Raw genomic sequence first — 17,572 nt, forward strand, 5'->3', positions numbered from 1 at the left:
TAGGTATTATACAAATTCTTTTAGAGTGTTAAGAATTAAGGTGATTTTATTGTGTACTTCTTCGAGCTCTTTATGAGGATCAGAGGAAATGACAATTCCTGCTCCGGCGCGGTAGGTCATCACTCCCTTTTCAAATAAAGCACTTCTTATAAGAATAGCTGTATTGATATCGTTATTAAATCCGATCCAGCCGAGTACCCCCCCGTAATATGATCGACTGCTACTCTCTATTTCGTCAATCAACTGTATTGCCCTGTATTTAGGAGCTCCGCTTAATGTGCCAGCAGGTAAAAACTCTTTGACTAAACGGATTGCATTATGGTCTGTATCTAGTTTTCCTTGTACTTCACTTACCATATGAATGATATTATTATAATGCTCAATAGTCTTTAGCTTACTAATTTTTACGTCTTTTGCATATTTGCTGAGATCGTTCCTTGCCAAATCTATCAGCATATTGTGTTCGGCATTTTCTTTAGGATCTGCCAACAGTTTTTTTTCCAATAATGCATCTTCTTTTTCATTCATTGTTTTTTTGTAGGTTCCTGCGATAGGTTTTATAATTGCTAAACCATCTGACGAACTGAAATGGGTTTCCGGTGATGCCCCGGCTATTGTATAATTTTCTTCTTCCAGAAAATAATAATACTGAGCCTTGTTTTTTTTTAAATCAACAAAAAATATCCATGGATCACCTCCATAGTTTCTGGAAAATCTTCGGGAAACCACAAGTTGAAATACATCTCCTACTTGGCAGTGATATTTTGCTCTATTCACTTTTTCTAAAAATTCTTCCTCCGTACAATCTGTTTTTTCTACATTGGATGCAAAAAAACCTTTTAGTTCTATATTCAAATTGGTTTTCAGTTTTTCTGTCATCTCATTGATCTCAATTTTTTCCCCATCGTAATAATTATTGATACATGTAATCTTTGATAAGGTAATATTGAAAACATATAAATACCGATATAGGGAAAATTTAAAAAGGGGAAAATCACTGTTCCCTTTTTTTTCAGCATATTTTTTTAAAGAAATATTTTCTACGAGCTGTAAAGAATCGTAACTACTGAAACCTAAAAGCCCATTATATGGATGCGAATCATTCCCCGGGGTGTTTTTTCTTTGCCATTCAGCTGTTATATCCCAAAAATCACTTTTATTAGTTTTTATTATTTCTATTTTTCCTCCTGATCTGCAATGAAGTTCATTCACATTATTTGACTGTAATGACGCTATCGGCTCTGTTGCAATAAAAACCAATCTATGATTTTCATTGTTTACTGCCTCAGAAACTTCAAACCAGATGGAACTTGCTTTTTTCTTCCTTAAAGCGTTGTAAAAGTTCTTCATATCAAAGTTCTCGGGATAATCTGAACTTAGATGGGAGGAAGATATCTTGTTTTTTTTCATGGATTTAATGGGTTAGATCATTTATTATTTTATTTAATAGGGCAGAGGTTTGTTTCGGATACTGGAACATGAAAAAATGACCTCCTTCTATAGAAAAATAGCTGGTGGTATTGGATGTATGAAGATTCCAATCTTTATAACTGTCTTTATTATTATAAAGCTCATCATTTTCCGCCATAATTATTGCCAAAGGTGTTTTAACAATAATCGACGGCCAGTCGTCAATAGGATTTTGTGCTAAAAGAGCTATATCTTTTTCCATCACCTGCAAGCGCTTATGTTGTACTCTCTGAAAAAGAGGTGTATTTTTATTTCTTTCGTATTTCGTCGGAAGAATATCAGACATTAATGCGTTCCGTTTTTGTCTTGACATTGCTTGTTCTGCTGATTGAAACAAAGGAGCGCGCATCCCTGAAACTATTAATCCTTTAGAGGTATAATGGTCCTGCAGGTTATATGATAGCAGCAAAGCTAAAATGGCTCCCATACTATGCCCCCACAAGATAAAAGGCTGGTTTTTACATAGAATTTTGCTCCTGATTTTCTCAGAAATATCTTCTATGGTTTCTTCTAATGTTGAATGAAATGGTTCTTCGCTTCTCATTCCCCTTCCCGGTAGTTCTATATGGTGTACTTGTATGTTTTCCACATTCAGACCGTAAGTGACATTTGACAAAGAGGAAGCTGAACCTCCGGCATGAGGAATACAGAATAATAATATTTTGCCTTCCATTTAAATAGACAGTTTACTTTTATCAATTGACATTATTGTTATTTTCCCTTTTACGCAAAGGGAATTTTCTACCGATGCTTCGACATGAAGAGAGCAGGCGGGGCCTTTTCGCCAATCTATACTGACCTCTAGCTTTAATAAGTTTCCTGGTAGCACTGACTTTAGGAAATTAATCTGAACATTTCCCAAAACTCCTACTAATGATCTTTCTTCTGTTGGGAAAAACTTTCCTTTTCCCCACTCCATGTCATCTAATGCCAGCATGAGTGATGAAGCCTGCGCGAGTGCTTCTGTAATAAGAACTCCCGGCATAATAGGGAAATCAGGAAAATGACCTGCAAAATAGGGCTCACCCATAGAAACAGCTTTTACAGCGGTTAATTCTTTTCCGGGAATATAACCAATTACTTTATCTATCAATAGAAAAGGATGTCTATATTTTAAAATTTGGGAGATCTGATAAGATTCTAATAAAGTTTCCATTTATTTTGCTTTTCCTATTATAGTGAGAATCATGGTTCCTGTTTTATCAACTGAGAGAACCATGATGTTTTCTTGCTCTGTCTTGTAGATGTTATTTCCTTCAAATATGGAAATAGCAAAGGCTATTCCCAGCATTCCACCTGCGTTATCATTATCTCCAAATAGGTTTTCAGGATAAACGACAGACTTGTTCACTCCATTTTTTCGTAACAATTTTTCAAAGGTAGCTTCATCAATAGCCGAAGTGCCTCCGGAAAAAATGATGGTATCAAAATTGAATAAAGCTGCCATATTCGAAATACTGTGATATAAGAATACTTCTATGCGGAAATCCTCTGTATGTGTTTCAGAGTGAATTTTTTTAATTACACCTAAAGGTTTTCTGCCTTTTTCGGACAAGGTTTTCCTGCGTTCTAAAACCATAGCAATCCCTAATTCTGTAGATGCTGGTCTGTGCTGGTTATTATTTCCTCTGCGAATTGATTCCTGATAGTTATTTCGTACTTCTGTAGAGGCAATAATCCCGTAATCTGTGATTCCTTGTTTTAAATGGAGCGAAGCAATATCCAATGCCTGAAGACTTCCTGCCATCCCTGCACATACACTGAAATTCGGACCTTTTATTCCTGCCTGAATGGCCATCTGGCTGGCTGCTGCATTGGCAATCGTACTTGGGGCTTTCATAGGGCTTACACGGTCCGGGCCTTGATTTTTTGCAGTTAAATCAAAAATAAAACAATCTTCAAGGTTTGAAAGTTCTGTACCATCATAAAGACCGATTCTTTCGGGGACTTCATCAATTTTTGATTTAAGGTCTCTTTTATATATCGCATGAAATGCGACATTACAGTAAAGAAGTGTTGCTTTGTTAAGAAACCTTTGTCCTTTTTGTTTCAAAAACTTCTGAGGATCATGATCTTCGATAATTAGGGACTTTGTCTCTGCTTCTTTCTGTAAGAAAAATTTGTCAATATCTGTTCCATACGGGCTATTGAAGCCTATTACAGAAATTACTATATCGTTATTTGAAATGTTATTTGTCTTCATATTTACTGAATATTACACTGCATATATTTCCGCCAAATGCGAAAGAGTTACTAAGAACATGATCTATTTTGTTTTCAATTTCGGGAGAAGGCTGAATCCGGAAATGAGCACTGAACGCTTCATCTATTTTTTCTGTATTGCGATTTCTAGGAACTTTTTGATGATGTAATGAAAGTGTTGCTGCCACTGCTTCCAAAGCACTTGCTGCCCCCATGCAGTGTCCAAGCATAGATTTGAGTCCATTTACATATAAATTTTCTGTTGTTCCTTTGAAAACATTGCTCATAGCAGTTACCTCATGTGAATCATTGGCTCTTGTACCAGTCCCGTGGGCGCTTATATAGGTGATATTCTTTTTATCAATCTTGCTGGAGTGTATCGCATTGTTCATAGATAAGATAGCACCAGATCCTTCTGGGTCAGGGGCGGTGGGATCATATGCATCACAGGCTAGGCCATATCCTTTTATTTCACCATATATTTTCGCTCCCCTTGCTAGTGCATGTTCCAGTTCTTCCAATACTAAAACAGCAGCTCCTTCCCCTACGATCATTCCGTTCCTGTTCTGATCGAAAGGTTTACAATTATCTTTTGACATGGCTCCCAATCGGTAAAAAACGGTGTAACAAGATCTAGTAAAAGGATCTGCCCCTCCAGCAATAATTAAGGAAGATCTACCTTCACGTATCATAGAGTAGGCAGTACCTATGGCATAATTTCCTGCTGCACAGGCTGTAGGAATAACCATATTTGTTCCACCGAGATTGTAATATTTCGCTATACTGGCACTCATTTCAATGGGTCTAAAATAGGTAAGCATTTCTGCTGCTTTGCACGAAAGATCTCCATGTTCTATTTCCAGATTCCACTGATCTACAGTTCTTTCTACAATATCCTGATTACCGTTTGTAGTGCCTAAAATAACACCATAATTATTTTTTTTGGTGAATCTTTCAAAACCAGCATCTTTCAGCCCCATATCTATCGCAGCGGCAGCGTAAGTAACTGCTTTTCCATAGGGTTTAAAATGTGCAAGCAATTCAGAATTCTTATAGTCTTTTTCCAAATCTACTTCGGCAGCGCGGGTAATCCCTTTATATTTGGATGAATCTAACTTGGTGAGTTCACCAACGCCTGATTCCCCATTCATTAATTTTTCCCAAAATGCCTCTTTTTCACAAGCTATTGGGCTTACTACCCCCATTCCTGTAATTACAATTCTTTTCATATATAGTCTTTTATAAAGTTAACCCTCCATCGATAATGAATGTCTGTCCGGTGATATAGTTGCTTTTGTCTGAACATAGAAAAGTTACTAACTCTGCGATCTCTTCTGTTTTACCCATTCTTTTCATAGGAATCATCTGATGTATTCTCTTTTTATCCTGTTCGTTCATTTTGGCGACCATTTCAGTATCAATAAAACCTGGTGCAACAGCATTTACCTGTAAGTCGAATTTTGCAAATTCCAATGCTAGTGTTTTGGTTAAAGAAATAATAGCGGCTTTAGTTGCTCCGTAATTGGCCTGTCCCATTGCTGCTTTTACTCCCGAAATAGATGATATATTTATAATTTTTGAATTTTTCTTACGAATGAGAGATCTTATCGCTGCTTTAATTAGGTAAAATGTTCCATTGAGGTTTGTATCAAGTACACTGATCCACATATCTGTGGTCATGCTGAAAAAAGGAGAATCCATTGTAATCCCTGCATTATTTATTAAACCATATAGTGAACCTAATGGAGATTTTTCTATTTCGACGATTAAAGATTTTGATTGCTCTTCATCTTTTATATCAGCATGATAAAGCAATATCTTACCCGGAAATTCTGCAGAAAGTTTGTGAAAAAAAAACTCTGCAGTTTCTTTCCCATGATTGTAGGTAAATGATACAGATGCTCCTGATGAAAGCAATTGCTGCACAATGGCTTTGCCAATTCCTCTTCCACCACCTGTTACTAAAAAATGTTTGTCTGTTAAATCTATTTGCATAATTGTTTATATATTATTGAATATAGAAGGATCTCTGCTGCTGGTCTGTATTTTGGAATTTAAGCTGTTCATAAAATCTGTTTCATTTCCGAAGCTACTTGCTAGTCTGTGGCCATATGCAAGAATTTTACTGTTAAGTTCAAAACGACGTTCCTTATAGCTGCTCAATGCTTCTTCCAATGAAATTTCACCATCAAAATATTTTGAAAGCCAGATGAACAGTTCTCCAGTATCTTCAACAGCTAGGTTCATACCTTGTCCTGTTACGGGATGAATGGAATGCGCGGCATTTCCTAAAAGTATGATTTTCCCTTTAAAATATTGCTCAGAATGCATACTACATAAAGGAAAAGTGAGGAAGTTATCTAATGAGTCTATCTGGTTCAGCATATCATCACTGTGGGTAACGAATTTTCTCAACCGACTGATCAAATTTTCTCTATTTTCTGATTCTTTCAGAGCTTTCCCTTCTTTTATATTGAAACCTAAAACACATCGAGCCTCTTTATTGTTGATAGGGTAGAAGTAGGCTAATCCTCCGTCCTGATCTATATACAGTCGATTGAGTTCTTCCACACTGGATGTAATAGGATATTTATTAAAATACATTACATGATCATAATAGTTTATATGGGCTTTTATGTCTGCATACTCTCTAACCATCGACTGAGTACCATCTGCTCCAATGAGAAGGGGACAATATATTTCTTCTCCAGACTTGAGCGTAATATATACTCCTTTTTTAGCTTCATTAATTTTTGAAAATGACTGGTTAACAAGTAGTTCTATGGTATCTATTTTTTTTATTTTATCATAAATGACTTCCAATAAAATACTGTACGGACATACCATGAAATATCCTCTTTCATTTTCTGCCTTATAATCAATTTGGTTTACATGGATTCCATTATAAAACACACCGAGCTGATCCCTGATTCTGCATTCTTTATTCAGGAGCTCTTGGAGCAACCCATATTTTTCTAGGATATTAATTCCAGAGGGTTTTAAAATATCGGCTCCATTCATATTGACTTTAGCATTTTTTTCTAAAATCAGGACTTTTTTACCTTTTGAACCTAGCAGCCACGCTAAGAAAATTCCGGCAATTCCAGCTCCAATAATACAGGCATCATATTCTTTATATTTTGGTTTTTGATTCATACAAATGATTCTATTTTAAGATTTGAGAGTAACAGCTCTATGCTTTTTCTATAAACTTGATCCGGAATAAAAGAGTGATCCATTACGTTGTATTCTTTGCATACAAGATCTACTAATTCGTCCTGTGAAAAATTATCTTTACAGGTACTGACAAATTCCATTAGTGCTTTACAGCTTAATAGGCTGTTGGCCGGAGCGGATAAGGCCTCTACTTCTGTAAGTATGCCATTATGTCCCAAAATAATGGTTTTTGCATGCAGACGTCCCAGTGTAAGAATACTCTCTATAAACTGGCCTACATGATCAAATGCCAATGGGAGCCATTTTTTTTTGTTGATGATTTCACCTAGGGCATCAGACACGAATAAGATATCTTTTTCCTTATTATAGATACTCATAGAACATCGGCTGTGACCAGGAGTATAAATAATTTCCCAAAGTCCTGATTCAGTTTCTATTTTTTGTTTATCATATACAACTACAAAAGAAATTTCAGTCAAATTGGCTGATCCAGATATTTCTTTATCTGATATGAGTGAATTAAGCTGGCGTATTTTTTTTACATATTTTTCATTACGAAAGTTTTCTGCCGTATTTATCGAGGTATAGATTTTTACATTTTCTAGATAAGGATATATATATTCTACGGTGCCGCAATGATCATAATGGGAGTGTGTAATAAACCAGTATTTGATTAATGACAAATCAAATACATGTTCTTTCAATTGAGTCAGCAGAATTTCTACATCCCGTGTTAATCCTCCTTCTACCAGCATGTATTCGTGACCTTCTTTTACGAGGTAGACCGGGTTAGATACTGTTCCTAAGATAGTTAAGATATTGTTTATTTTTCCTATTGTCTTGATCCACATTTTGTTATGAATTAAAATCGATATAAAATACTTCCCCATGTTGCTCCGGAGCCGTATCCTACTATAAGTGCCAGTTTTCCAGCTCTTTCTTCTGGACGGGTATTCTCCATATATTCACTCAACGTAATAGGTAAGGAACCAGAAGCAATGTTTCCATATTTGTGAACATTAACCTGTACTTTATCTTTTGGAATTTCCAGATTATGTACTACTGCATCAAGAATTCTCATATTGGGTTGGTGAGGGATAATAACATGTATATCTTCAATTGAAAGATTATGCTTTTCAAAGGTCTGTATGATTATTTCTGTGAAATTTTTTACGGCATGTTTAAACATGGTTTTGCCATCCATTCTAAAATGAGGGCATTTGCTTTGATCTCCGTTGAAGGTTTTGCCTGACGTCCCGGGACTTTCAGTCCAAAGCAGTTTGAAATAATTTCCATCAGCGTGTGTTGATGCATGCAATATCCCTTTATTTGGATCTTCTGAAGCACTTAAAACCACTGCTCCTGCACCGTCACCGAGTAATATGGAAAGATTCCTTCCTTCATTAGAGTAATCCATTCTTTTTGATAAAGCTTCTCCACAACATATTAATATATGCTGATGAGTTCCTGTTGCTATAAACTGTTTCGCGATATCCATTCCATAAATAAGGCCGCTACACTGTGCTCGAATATCGAACACAGGAATTGTATTTTTTAGAGAAAGCATTGGTTGAATGAGACAGGCCTGGGAGGGATCATGGTGATCCGGACTCAATGTATTCACAATCAACATATCGATGTCTTCCGGTGAGAGACCGGCCTTTTCTATTGCTTTTTTACAGGCTTGAACCATCAATACACTTGTGGTTTCATTTTCAGAAATATGTTTTCTGGTAAGTACACCTGTGCGGGTTTCTATAAATTCTTCCGTAGTATTCATCCGTTCAACAATTGTTTTATTATCTATCGTTGCAGAGGGTAGAGCATGGCCAAAGCCGGATATGACAGTATTCATTAGTCGTAATTTTTGTTCATTACATTATCTATATCCTCTCCTTCGGTAGATTTTTTTTTGAAATATTCTATAGCATCTTCCACATCTTTTTCAAACCTGTTTTCTCTCCAGATTTCCATGTTTCCATTATCATTCGGATCGCAGATTCCAAGTTCTAGGAAGAATCTCATCAGGGGTGCCATAATTCTGGAATTGATTTTTTGCCGGTTTTCACTTTCCAATACTACTGGGATCAATTTCTTATAGTCTCTGAAGACAGGATTCTGAAAACCAACACGGGAATATACTACGATACTGCATACTGACATATCAAGCATACTTCTAAGCATTGGAGCTGTGCTTTCGTGCGCTTCTTTCAAAAATTCAGGAACTATATCTATGAACTCGCGGATCATATTTTTCCCCCATTCTATATGTCTAGCTTCTTCTTTATGATGTTCTACCGCTACTGCTCTTGATAATGGTGAAATTTCCTTACTGTTGCAGTCTTCCATTGCATTGTTTTCTGCCAACCACTCAATTAGAATAGTAAGATAGATAGCTTTTAACGGAAATTCAGACATTCCAGCATTGTGACTGTATATTTCTTTAAGGTTTAAGGGGCTGGGGAATGGCTTGATTTGAAAATGATTCATTGCTTTCTTGAAGACCATAGCATGCACAATTTCTTCTTTGCAGAAATGGTGCATATATTTTACTACTTCGGGAAATCTTTTAAGCGAACCGTGATTTACAATCTTCATATAATATTCTGATACAAGATTTTCGAATACAATGAATGTGTACCACCAGGAGCCTGTTTCATAGAAAGACAAAAGCCTTCTTTCTTCTTCAGTGGCAAGGTCATAATAAGGGGTGCCGTAGATTGCAATATTTTCTCTCTTTTTCAGCCATGCATTTTCTATAGGCTCATCCCAAGGATGGTCTAAAAGCAGACTCATTTGTTTTTTTTCGGAAGCTTTGTTTAGTTTTTCCAGTAAACTGGTAAACTTTGGGCTTAGTGTTTTTTTTAGGTTACTCATGTGTTTAGTGTTTTTTCATATTTAATAATTTTCCTTGAGTAAATCCGAAGCACATTGCTGTTTCATAGCCGGGACCCCCAGACCATGTACTGACAAGTTTTACTTTATCATTGGGAAAATTGCTTAAGAGTCCTAAATTGGTCTTTGGAAGCATCTTGTAAGCGAAAGCTGAACCCTTGGTAGCAAAAGTGAATTTATAATTGGTCTTAGGTGTTGAAGCTTCAGTGTAAATCATTTTTGATTCTATCTGTGGAAATGTTTTAAGGACTCTTCCGATCAGTTTTCTCTGAATTTTTTCTTTTCTCTGATTGTATTCATTTTCAGACAGATGGAACCAACGGTCTCCGTGATCTAAAATAATAAACTGAAGAATATAGCCCCCCCCTGGATCTACTCGATGGTAATTGCTTACACTCAATGTGAAAAGATCATAGTAGCGGTCAGTTTCAAAATCTTCTTCTGTGAAATCATCTCCTGTATCTGATACTAAAAGGTATTCGGGTGAGATAATTCCCAGTTCTTCAGGTGGAACAGATAGTACAACAAATACACAAAAGTGTCCCCATCCAACGGTGAAATTTTTTAGGACTTCTTTAAATTCCTGTGACTTTTCATCTTTTTTCAGCATTCTTACAACGTCTTCAGGAGCACATGTTGCAATTATCCTTTTTGCTGTCACCATTTTTTTTCTGGTAGTTACAAGCATATGATCACCCAGATCTTCCATTTCATATACCGGGTTTTTCTTTAAGAGTATTCCACCGCGGTCTAAAAATTCTTTTAGGAGCATATCTGAAATACGTTGTCCTGTTCCTTTCATAAATGCAGGACCGCCGTAGAACATAGCATAGAGGCAGTGAAGAAAGTAGAATGCATTGACTTCATTGGAGATTGATCCTGAATAAATGGCAATGGGGCTAAGTACCTCTATAATGTCAGGTCCTTTAAAAATGGTTTTAAAATAATCGCGGGCTGTAATCTTTGATAGCCCCCTGCTATCTCTCAAAATATCTCTGTTTATAGTATATTCATTCATCAGCTTCCTAAAAAACATATAATGCTGATACCCGTGAGATTCTATATCCTGAAACATTTTTTTTATTCCTGTCAATTCATCCGGGAAGTGGGTAATGAGCGTCTTTTTTATATCTTCTGGCTCGGATGGAAGTTTGATGAATTGTTTTTTATAGACTACTGTTCCAATTTCTTCGTGTAATTCGAATTCGTCAAGTAATGTCTGTAGATCCAGTCTTTTAAGGGTATTCCACAAATTTCCGACATTTTCTTTGAGCCCGCTTACTTTATGTTGGCTGCAGTCAAAAACAAATTTTCTTTTGTTCCTATAAAAATTAGTAGCATAGCCACCTACTTTATGGTGAGCCTCGCTAATAACAACCGAACTACCTTCGGTAACTGCTGCCACACCGTACATAAGCCCACAGAGCCCTGCGCCTATTACTAATTCATCGACTTGTAAATTTTCGATCATTACTAAATTTTTTTTTTTTTCCAAAAAGAACCCTCCCCACTTCCTTATGAGAGAGGTTCTTAATGTAAAGATTTCCTTTAAAGACTATTATCAAAAGATTTTACTAATATTGGAGAGAGTTAATATGCTAAAATATTTAAGTTAAATGCATAAATATTTTTTGTACAGTTAAACAGTTACTTCTTCTTCCAGAATTGTAACAATATCTTGAGGTGTTTTCATTTTAATAAGAACCCCTTCATCTAGGCTGATATTAAATTCTCTTTCAAGTTCAACCAGAACTTCCAACCCCATTAAAGAGGTTACTCCTATTTCGGTTAATAAATTTGTGTCTGGTTTGATAATAGTAATATCACATTCAGCAATGTCAGCTAAAATATAATATACCTTGTTAAATAATTCTTGATTTTTCATATATATATTTATTAATAGTTAATAGTTAATAGTTAATAGTTTCTGTATGCCATACTTGGGCTCCAAATCCCCATCCGATTCCTGCACCGGCAAGTACAATTTTATTATTAGGTTTTATTTTTTTATTTTTTAATGCAATGTATAATGTCATAGGGATCGATGCGGAACTCAAGCAGCTGTATTCTTCTACGGTAGTGGTATATTTATCTCTTTTTATACCTATTCCCATTGCCCACATCCTAATAAGCATTCTGGATGGTTGATGGAATATAAAATGATCTATATCCACTATAGATGCTTCAGCTTTTGCTAAAGCTTTAAAAACAACCTCTGGAACATTGTGAGGTACGAATGTCTGCATCTGGCTTGGAGCATCTTCTCCTAATGAGAAATAGGGGCGGACGAATTCTTTTCCAGTTTTATACAAAGGAATTCTCCATTGTAATGTTGCGATTTCATTATGGGTAGGGATACTCTTGTAATGGGAGGAAACTAATTTGCCATCTTCTTTTGATCTTCCAATGATCACAGCGGCAGCACCATCTCCAAAAAGAGATGCTGAGGGTAAAGAAAAATCTGCAATCTGTGTAAAGGTTTCCGCAGAGCAAATCAGTACATTTTTGTATATACCAGTTTTGATATAATCCGATGCTATCTGCAGGGCCACCAAAAATGATATGCATGCTTGGTTGACTTCTAGGGTCATCACTGAGTGTTTGCATTTCAGTTCAGTTTTTAAATGTTCTGAAATTCCAGGGAAAATTTTATCGTTATCCTTATCTGACCATCCGGTGATAGTGCATGTTGTACCTATGATCATATCTATATCTTGTGTAGAAAGTCCTGCTTTTTCTATTGCTCCCAGTGATGCTTTCATGGCAAGTTGGGAACAGGACTCGCCTTTCTTTTTGTCTATCATGTATCTCCCTTCCATACCCCAGTTCCTCCACCAGTTTTTCGGAAGATTCGGAATCGTAGAAAATGGAGGCATATTATTAGTGTAATAGGTTTCAGGAAGGCCTATGGCTATACTTTTTATTGAGGAATTATATTTCATTTGTAATTTTTAGGACTGAATACTGGGCGAGAAATGGATTGTACGATATTAGAGTGAGTGAGTTTTGTTTAAGCAGCTGATTTTCTTGTAAACTCCAAGGAATAGTATTCATGGCTAAAGTATTTTCAGTTTCCTGTGATGAAAAGTGTTCTGAAAACCATTTTTCAGTGATTACTTCGGTCTGTTGTTCTTCGAATTTTATGATGATATTTTTCAGTTCAGAGTTGATAGTTTTTACAAGAAAAGGACTATAATTCCAATTCACTCTGAAAATATTCTCTTTTTTTAGAGCTTCTTCATTTCCTGCATTGAAACTTAAACTAGCTTTCGATATTTCAGAAAAAGGAATATGGATGTTTTCTAATTCAATTTTGTTATTATTTGATTTAAGTACTAATGCATTTACCGCATCAGGAATACAAAATCCGTTTTGATCATCCTTTAGAAAAGCAGAAAACTTATTTGACTGAATGATCAATGCATAGTTATGCTCAGAATTTAATAAGAAATCAGATGCGATTTTTATCATATTTCCTAAGTCACTATGAAACATTTCGAAAACAAATGCATTTTTTGCATTCAAACACTTTTGTACTTCATGTCCAACTCCGGGAGCTGAAGTGTTTCTCAAAGGAGTGGTATCATAAATTGAAATAGAAGCATTAATAATTACGCCTAATTCATCTTGTGAAATATTATTTTTATCCAATAATCGGCGGCTCACTTCTGCAGCCCAAATAGATAATGATTTTTCTTTTTCAGTTTCGTAAACTTGGCATTGAAAACCACTATGCATTTTACCGCGAATACCAATTATATTTACTCCAGGAATTTCGCAAACTGCATCTATTATTTGCATATTTTTACTATTAATAATTTGAGTTATGTTAAATTGTCTTGTAGCCTTTTTCTGTTGACTTTCCCATTGCTATTTCTTTTTAATTCTTTTATAAAATAGATTCTGGAAGGAGCTTTAAACGTGGGGAAATTTTTTGATAGCATTTTTTGAATCTTATCAGAAAGAACCTCAGTGTTTATTCCAGTTTTTTCCACTACATATAATACTGATTGAGCAAGATTATCGTCATCAAGATAATAGGTAATTGCACACTCATGGACCTGTTTGAAGTTCTGTAATACATGATTCTCAATTTCAATTGGATTTACCCAACGTCCATTTACTTTAAAAAGATCATCTTTTCTGCCATGATAGATGTAGGAACCATCATATCTTTGAGAACATAGATCTCCTGAAAAACACCAACCTTCTTTATACCTTATTTTATTGAATTCTTCTGGTCCCCAATATGAACTGAGTGTACTTTTGGGAGGATAGATGCATAGTTCTCCTATCTCTCCATAGTTTTCTATTGTTTCATAAGGAGCATCTATCTCGCTTATCTTTACATCGTATCCAAGAACTGGAACCCCTAAGGATGCATTTTTACTTTGTTCTTTTGGCTGATAGTCACACATGAAAATATGTCCTATTTCTGTGGATCCAATTCCATTGGTAATAGTTTTTTCAAATATAGTTTCCCATTGCCTTATGATAGATTCCGGGAGTGGAGAACCTGCGGACATAAATAGTCGTATACTATTAAATTCTTTTTTTGAAAAGTCTTTGTGTTGATGAAGAATTTCCGAATAAACTTTTGGGGTAGCAAATAAAACTGTAGGCTTATAAAGCCTCATGTTTTTTATAAGATTATCTATAGCAAACCATTTTTCATCAATTATGACTGTAGCTCCTGTTATCAAAGGAAAAAATAAACTGTTTCCCAACCCGTAACCAAAAAACATCTTTGAAATGGACAATATTATATCTTCTTTAACAATTTCCAATGTCTTCTGTGCAAATAACTCCGTATTTATTAACATAGTATTGTGTTTGTGCTGTACCGCCTTTGGATTACCAGTAGTACCGGAAGTGTATTGCCAAAAAGCAATTTGATTATTTTCCTCGTATAAAAATTCCAAACCTAAATGACTATGTGAAAAGTTTTGAGGGAACAAATATTTTTGTAAATAATTAAACGACCCATTATCCATTATTAATGGATCATTTATTATAATACAATCATTTATTATGTAGCATGAGTTATGGATAACATCATACAGCCGAAGGTATTGGTTATTATCTATTATAGTACCGGTGGCTTTCGAATCTAGTAAAATATATTCTAATTCCGAATCTTTAATTAATGGATTTAGGGGAACGGGAATACAACCAATAGATATTAAAGATAAAAAAGAATAAATGAACTCTGGTGAATCATTCATGATAAGTAGAACCCGATCTCCACAATTAAATTCTCCTGTAAATCTTAAGCAGGATGCAAAAGCTATTATTTTGTCAGCAATTTCATTTCCCGATACGTTCTTAATGCCATAGAGAATCTGGTTTTCATTATTATATAATAATAAATTTTCAATGATATTCTTTGTTATATTCATAGCGTATGTATATTTGTTATCTCGACATCAATTTAAAGTCAGATGATGAATGGGCTATTTTTTATTATGATTTTTACAAGTGACTATTATATGTTGGATACACTTGGTTGAAAAATGTAGGTAGATAGTTTGATTTAATTTTTATCATTTGTTTGTGAATTAAAATTTACAAAAGTATTTTGATTCACGAACGCTTAGATTGCATTTAAGATCTCTGCGAAATTATAAATACAATATTGTAAATTTGTTGGTGTTATGTTATGTTTTTTGAAAAAAATTAGTATTTCTTTGGTACTTATGCAATGAATTTGAAACATTATATGTTATCATTGTGACGCTACAAAAAAAGGCATATAATTAATAAAATATTTTAATAAATAGTTTTATTTGTAAGTATGCTGATATTTTGATTAAAATAATAAAATATAATTAAGATATTATGAATTTTAGAATTGTTATGAATAAAGGTGCATATATGTATATTTCTGCTTTTTTATAAGTGTATAGAATCTATATTTAAGATGTGTATTTCTCACTGTTATTATACCATCTCATTCTTAATACATAACATTCTATTTTTTACAGATGATATACTTCAGCTTTAGCTTGACAAAATCTGGAAACAAATTGCAATGAGATAATCACCTCTATGCATAAATAATTATAAGTTCAATGTTTATGATGTAAATAAAATCATTAGTAAGACTATAACCAATGATTAGGATTTTGACTAGGATCTTTAATATGAAAATATTTTTTTGATATGATAAAGCTTACCAATCATTTTTATTTTTCTCTCTAAACTCCCGAGTATTTTCATCTTTTCAGGTTAATTTTTATTTTTTTTTTTTTTCAACGAAAAAAAGTAGAGAGTGTCGTATGCTTATTTAGCTGTAATAATGCTGTTTTTTAATTTTTTGACATGTGAATAATTCCGAAATTATCACATGTTTTTTTTTAAGTAGCGAATTTAATCTTGTATAATTGCACCAGTTTATGACGATAATGTTAACGTTTGTTAACGAATGAAAGAACTATTATATTATGAATATGGGCTTTTTGCTCTTCTCTAATTTTTAAATGCCATCATTGAGAAGATATAAAAATCTATATTTAAATTGTATGTTTTAAGAGTAGTGAATAAGGGGTTCTATATTCTTATAAATATGATCGATCAGTAAAATTTTCAATTATAAATATCGAGGTGCATATTGTAAAATATGAAAATTCTTCCATATCAGACTAACTTACGATAAAAATACAAAAAAGACGAAAAAAAATTATTTGAAGAATGAGAAAAATTAATTTAATTACATTATTTCTATTTACAATTGCCTCTGGACAAGTGGGAATTAAAACAGAGAGTCCAACTGAAATCCTAGATGTTAATGGTACAGAGAGAGTTAGGGAACTTCCTAAACATCAAATGGTAAATGCAATTTTTACTAAATCAGATGGAACAAGATCAGATAATAAGGATCAAACCTTTATCGCTGTTAAAACTGTGGTAGCTGATGCAAATGGAGTATTAGGCTATGTAGATGGTTTACCTGGGAATATACCATCCACATCAAAAAGAATTACGATAGGGTATTGGGCAGGGTTATGGGATGGAAACTATTATGCATTAGGAGGGACAGGATTTCCGACATTTAATTCTCAACTTCAAAGCAAACTTAATTATGGAACTAATGGTATTTATAACAAAGTAGACGGAATAGATTTTTTACAATTCGAAACAGCGCAGTTAACTAATTATACTGCACTACAATTAAAAGCTATTGTTGATGTTTTCTGTATTGGTGTTCAATTTGGAGTAGACTTGGATGCTACAATAATTGCAAAAATTAAGGAGTTTTCGGATCTTGGAGGAGTAGTTATTGTTGTTCTTGATAGTGGTAGAAATACACCTGCTCATCAAGGTTTTGGGGGAACGGGTAATGTAAATGCAGGACCTAATTTTTCACCTTCATATTCAATTGCAGGAACTACGGGTTCAAGTGGAGTATTCGGAGCCGTACCCGGAAATACTATTATAGCAGGTGCGCAGTCAACTGGTAGGGTATTAAATTCTCAATTGCCTGCAGGAGCTGAAATTTTAGCGAGAGAAGGTGGAACTGCAACAGCCCAAGCTGGAATCTGGATTACAGGAACTAACGGCAGAGTTATCTTCTTTTGGGATGAAGGAGTTTTTAGAAATTCTAATATTTCAACTACCTATATCGATACCGACCAAGAAAAATATCTCCATAACATTATGGCTTATGCATTTAATAAATTAAATCTTTAGTTAATCACGAATTATTCAAAAACATTCATTGATATCGCATATATAGAAGAAAAGACATTTAACATAAGAGCAATATGGAATCTGAAAAGCTTTTTTTATGTAAATTTTGAAGATTTTCTTGCCGTTATTTCAAGGTTTA

16 protein-coding genes are annotated in these 17,572 nt (G+C 34.4%); 1 reads left to right on the forward strand and 15 read right to left on the reverse strand.

The window, feature by feature from the left end; all coding sequences use genetic code 11:
* Positions 1–6 precede the first annotated feature (6 nt).
* From EG348_RS13445 to EG348_RS13515, 15 genes are all read right to left on the reverse strand, one after another.
* A complete protein-coding gene (locus tag EG348_RS13445; protein ID WP_123983538.1) occupies positions 7–1,410 on the reverse strand; it encodes an anthranilate synthase component I family protein in 1,404 nt (467 codons plus the stop codon).
* A 4-nt stretch (positions 1,411–1,414) separates the two neighbouring features.
* On the reverse strand, positions 1,415–2,143 hold the full coding sequence (locus EG348_RS13450; protein WP_123983539.1) for a thioesterase II family protein: 729 nt from the start codon (positions 2,141–2,143) through the stop codon (positions 1,415–1,417).
* Complete coding sequence (gene fabZ, locus EG348_RS13455) at positions 2,144–2,626, reverse strand: 3-hydroxyacyl-ACP dehydratase FabZ (RefSeq protein WP_123983540.1); 483 nt, start codon at positions 2,624–2,626, stop codon at positions 2,144–2,146.
* Positions 2,627–3,673, reverse strand: coding sequence for a beta-ketoacyl synthase N-terminal-like domain-containing protein (locus tag EG348_RS13460; protein ID WP_123983541.1), 1,047 nt, complete (start codon positions 3,671–3,673; stop codon positions 2,627–2,629). It abuts the gene before it with no gap.
* Positions 3,660–4,901: a beta-ketoacyl-[acyl-carrier-protein] synthase family protein gene (locus EG348_RS13465; protein WP_123983542.1), complete on the reverse strand. Its 1,242-nt coding sequence runs from the start codon at positions 4,899–4,901 to the stop codon at positions 3,660–3,662. Before EG348_RS13465 ends, EG348_RS13460 begins: the two co-directional genes overlap by 14 nt.
* 10 nt (positions 4,902–4,911) lie before the next feature.
* On the reverse strand, positions 4,912–5,667 hold the full coding sequence (gene fabG / locus EG348_RS13470; protein ID WP_123983543.1) for a 3-oxoacyl-ACP reductase FabG: 756 nt from the start codon (positions 5,665–5,667) through the stop codon (positions 4,912–4,914).
* Positions 5,668–5,673: 6 nt separating this feature from the next.
* Complete coding sequence (locus tag EG348_RS13475) at positions 5,674–6,828, reverse strand: FAD-dependent monooxygenase (RefSeq protein WP_123983544.1); 1,155 nt, start codon at positions 6,826–6,828, stop codon at positions 5,674–5,676.
* Positions 6,825–7,700, reverse strand: coding sequence for an MBL fold metallo-hydrolase (locus EG348_RS13480; protein ID WP_164463295.1), 876 nt, complete (start codon positions 7,698–7,700; stop codon positions 6,825–6,827). Before EG348_RS13480 ends, EG348_RS13475 begins: the two co-directional genes overlap by 4 nt.
* An 11-nt stretch (positions 7,701–7,711) precedes the next feature.
* Complete coding sequence (locus EG348_RS13485) at positions 7,712–8,704, reverse strand: 3-oxoacyl-ACP synthase III family protein (protein ID WP_123983546.1); 993 nt, start codon at positions 8,702–8,704, stop codon at positions 7,712–7,714.
* Positions 8,704–9,726 (reverse strand): diiron oxygenase, encoded by a 1,023-nt coding sequence (locus EG348_RS13490; RefSeq protein ID WP_123983547.1) that lies wholly within the window; start codon positions 9,724–9,726, stop codon positions 8,704–8,706. Before EG348_RS13490 ends, EG348_RS13485 begins: the two co-directional genes overlap by 1 nt.
* 4 nt (positions 9,727–9,730) lie before the next feature.
* Positions 9,731–11,215, reverse strand: a complete 1,485-nt coding sequence (locus EG348_RS13495) for a phytoene desaturase family protein (RefSeq protein WP_123983548.1) — start codon at positions 11,213–11,215, stop codon at positions 9,731–9,733.
* Between the two features lie 168 nt (positions 11,216–11,383).
* The gene (locus tag EG348_RS13500) at positions 11,384–11,629 is read right to left on the reverse strand and encodes an acyl carrier protein (RefSeq protein ID WP_123983549.1); all 246 of its coding nucleotides are present in this window, start codon (positions 11,627–11,629) and stop codon (positions 11,384–11,386) included.
* A gap of 25 nt (positions 11,630–11,654) precedes the next feature.
* A complete protein-coding gene (locus EG348_RS13505; protein ID WP_123983550.1) occupies positions 11,655–12,686 on the reverse strand; it encodes a 3-oxoacyl-ACP synthase III family protein in 1,032 nt (343 codons plus the stop codon).
* Entirely contained in the window at positions 12,676–13,545 is an 870-nt protein-coding gene (locus EG348_RS13510; RefSeq protein ID WP_123983551.1) for a hypothetical protein, read from the reverse strand. The genes EG348_RS13505 and EG348_RS13510 overlap by 11 nt, the downstream gene beginning before the upstream one ends.
* A gap of 23 nt (positions 13,546–13,568) precedes the next feature.
* Positions 13,569–15,143 (reverse strand): AMP-binding protein, encoded by a 1,575-nt coding sequence (locus EG348_RS13515; RefSeq protein ID WP_123983552.1) that lies wholly within the window; start codon positions 15,141–15,143, stop codon positions 13,569–13,571.
* Positions 15,144–16,434: 1,291 nt separating this feature from the next.
* Here EG348_RS13515 and EG348_RS13520 point away from each other — a divergent pair.
* Positions 16,435–17,433: a hypothetical protein gene (locus EG348_RS13520; protein ID WP_123983553.1), complete on the forward strand. Its 999-nt coding sequence runs from the start codon at positions 16,435–16,437 to the stop codon at positions 17,431–17,433.
* The last annotated feature ends 139 nt before the right edge of the window (positions 17,434–17,572 follow it).

The sequence above is a fragment of the Chryseobacterium sp. G0201 genome, from assembly GCF_003815655.1.
Classification (GTDB): Bacteria; Bacteroidota; Bacteroidia; order Flavobacteriales; family Weeksellaceae; genus Chryseobacterium.

Coding starts and splice junctions, on each gene's coding strand:
- EG348_RS13520 (WP_123983553.1), top strand. CDS start 16,435: ATGAGAAAAATTAATTTAATTACATTATTTCTATTTACAATTGCCTCT.
- EG348_RS13475 (WP_123983544.1), bottom strand. CDS start 6,828: ATGAATCAAAAACCAAAATATAAAGAATATGATGCCTGTATTATTGGA.
- EG348_RS13445 (WP_123983538.1), bottom strand. CDS start 1,410: ATGAAAAAAAACAAGATATCTTCCTCCCATCTAAGTTCAGATTATCCC.
- EG348_RS13510 (WP_123983551.1), bottom strand. CDS start 13,545: ATGCAAATAATAGATGCAGTTTGCGAAATTCCTGGAGTAAATATAATT.
- EG348_RS13460 (WP_123983541.1), bottom strand. CDS start 3,673: ATGAAGACAAATAACATTTCAAATAACGATATAGTAATTTCTGTAATA.
- EG348_RS13505 (WP_123983550.1), bottom strand. CDS start 12,686: ATGAAATATAATTCCTCAATAAAAAGTATAGCCATAGGCCTTCCTGAA.
- fabG (WP_123983543.1), bottom strand. CDS start 5,667: ATGCAAATAGATTTAACAGACAAACATTTTTTAGTAACAGGTGGTGGA.
- EG348_RS13495 (WP_123983548.1), bottom strand. CDS start 11,215: ATGATCGAAAATTTACAAGTCGATGAATTAGTAATAGGCGCAGGGCTC.
- EG348_RS13515 (WP_123983552.1), bottom strand. CDS start 15,143: ATGAATATAACAAAGAATATCATTGAAAATTTATTATTATATAATAAT.
- EG348_RS13465 (WP_123983542.1), bottom strand. CDS start 4,901: ATGAAAAGAATTGTAATTACAGGAATGGGGGTAGTAAGCCCAATAGCT.
- EG348_RS13485 (WP_123983546.1), bottom strand. CDS start 8,704: ATGAATACTGTCATATCCGGCTTTGGCCATGCTCTACCCTCTGCAACG.
- EG348_RS13480 (WP_164463295.1), bottom strand. CDS start 7,700: ATGTGGATCAAGACAATAGGAAAAATAAACAATATCTTAACTATCTTA.
- fabZ (WP_123983540.1), bottom strand. CDS start 2,626: ATGGAAACTTTATTAGAATCTTATCAGATCTCCCAAATTTTAAAATAT.
- EG348_RS13500 (WP_123983549.1), bottom strand. CDS start 11,629: ATGAAAAATCAAGAATTATTTAACAAGGTATATTATATTTTAGCTGAC.
- EG348_RS13490 (WP_123983547.1), bottom strand. CDS start 9,726: ATGAGTAACCTAAAAAAAACACTAAGCCCAAAGTTTACCAGTTTACTG.
- EG348_RS13450 (WP_123983539.1), bottom strand. CDS start 2,143: ATGGAAGGCAAAATATTATTATTCTGTATTCCTCATGCCGGAGGTTCA.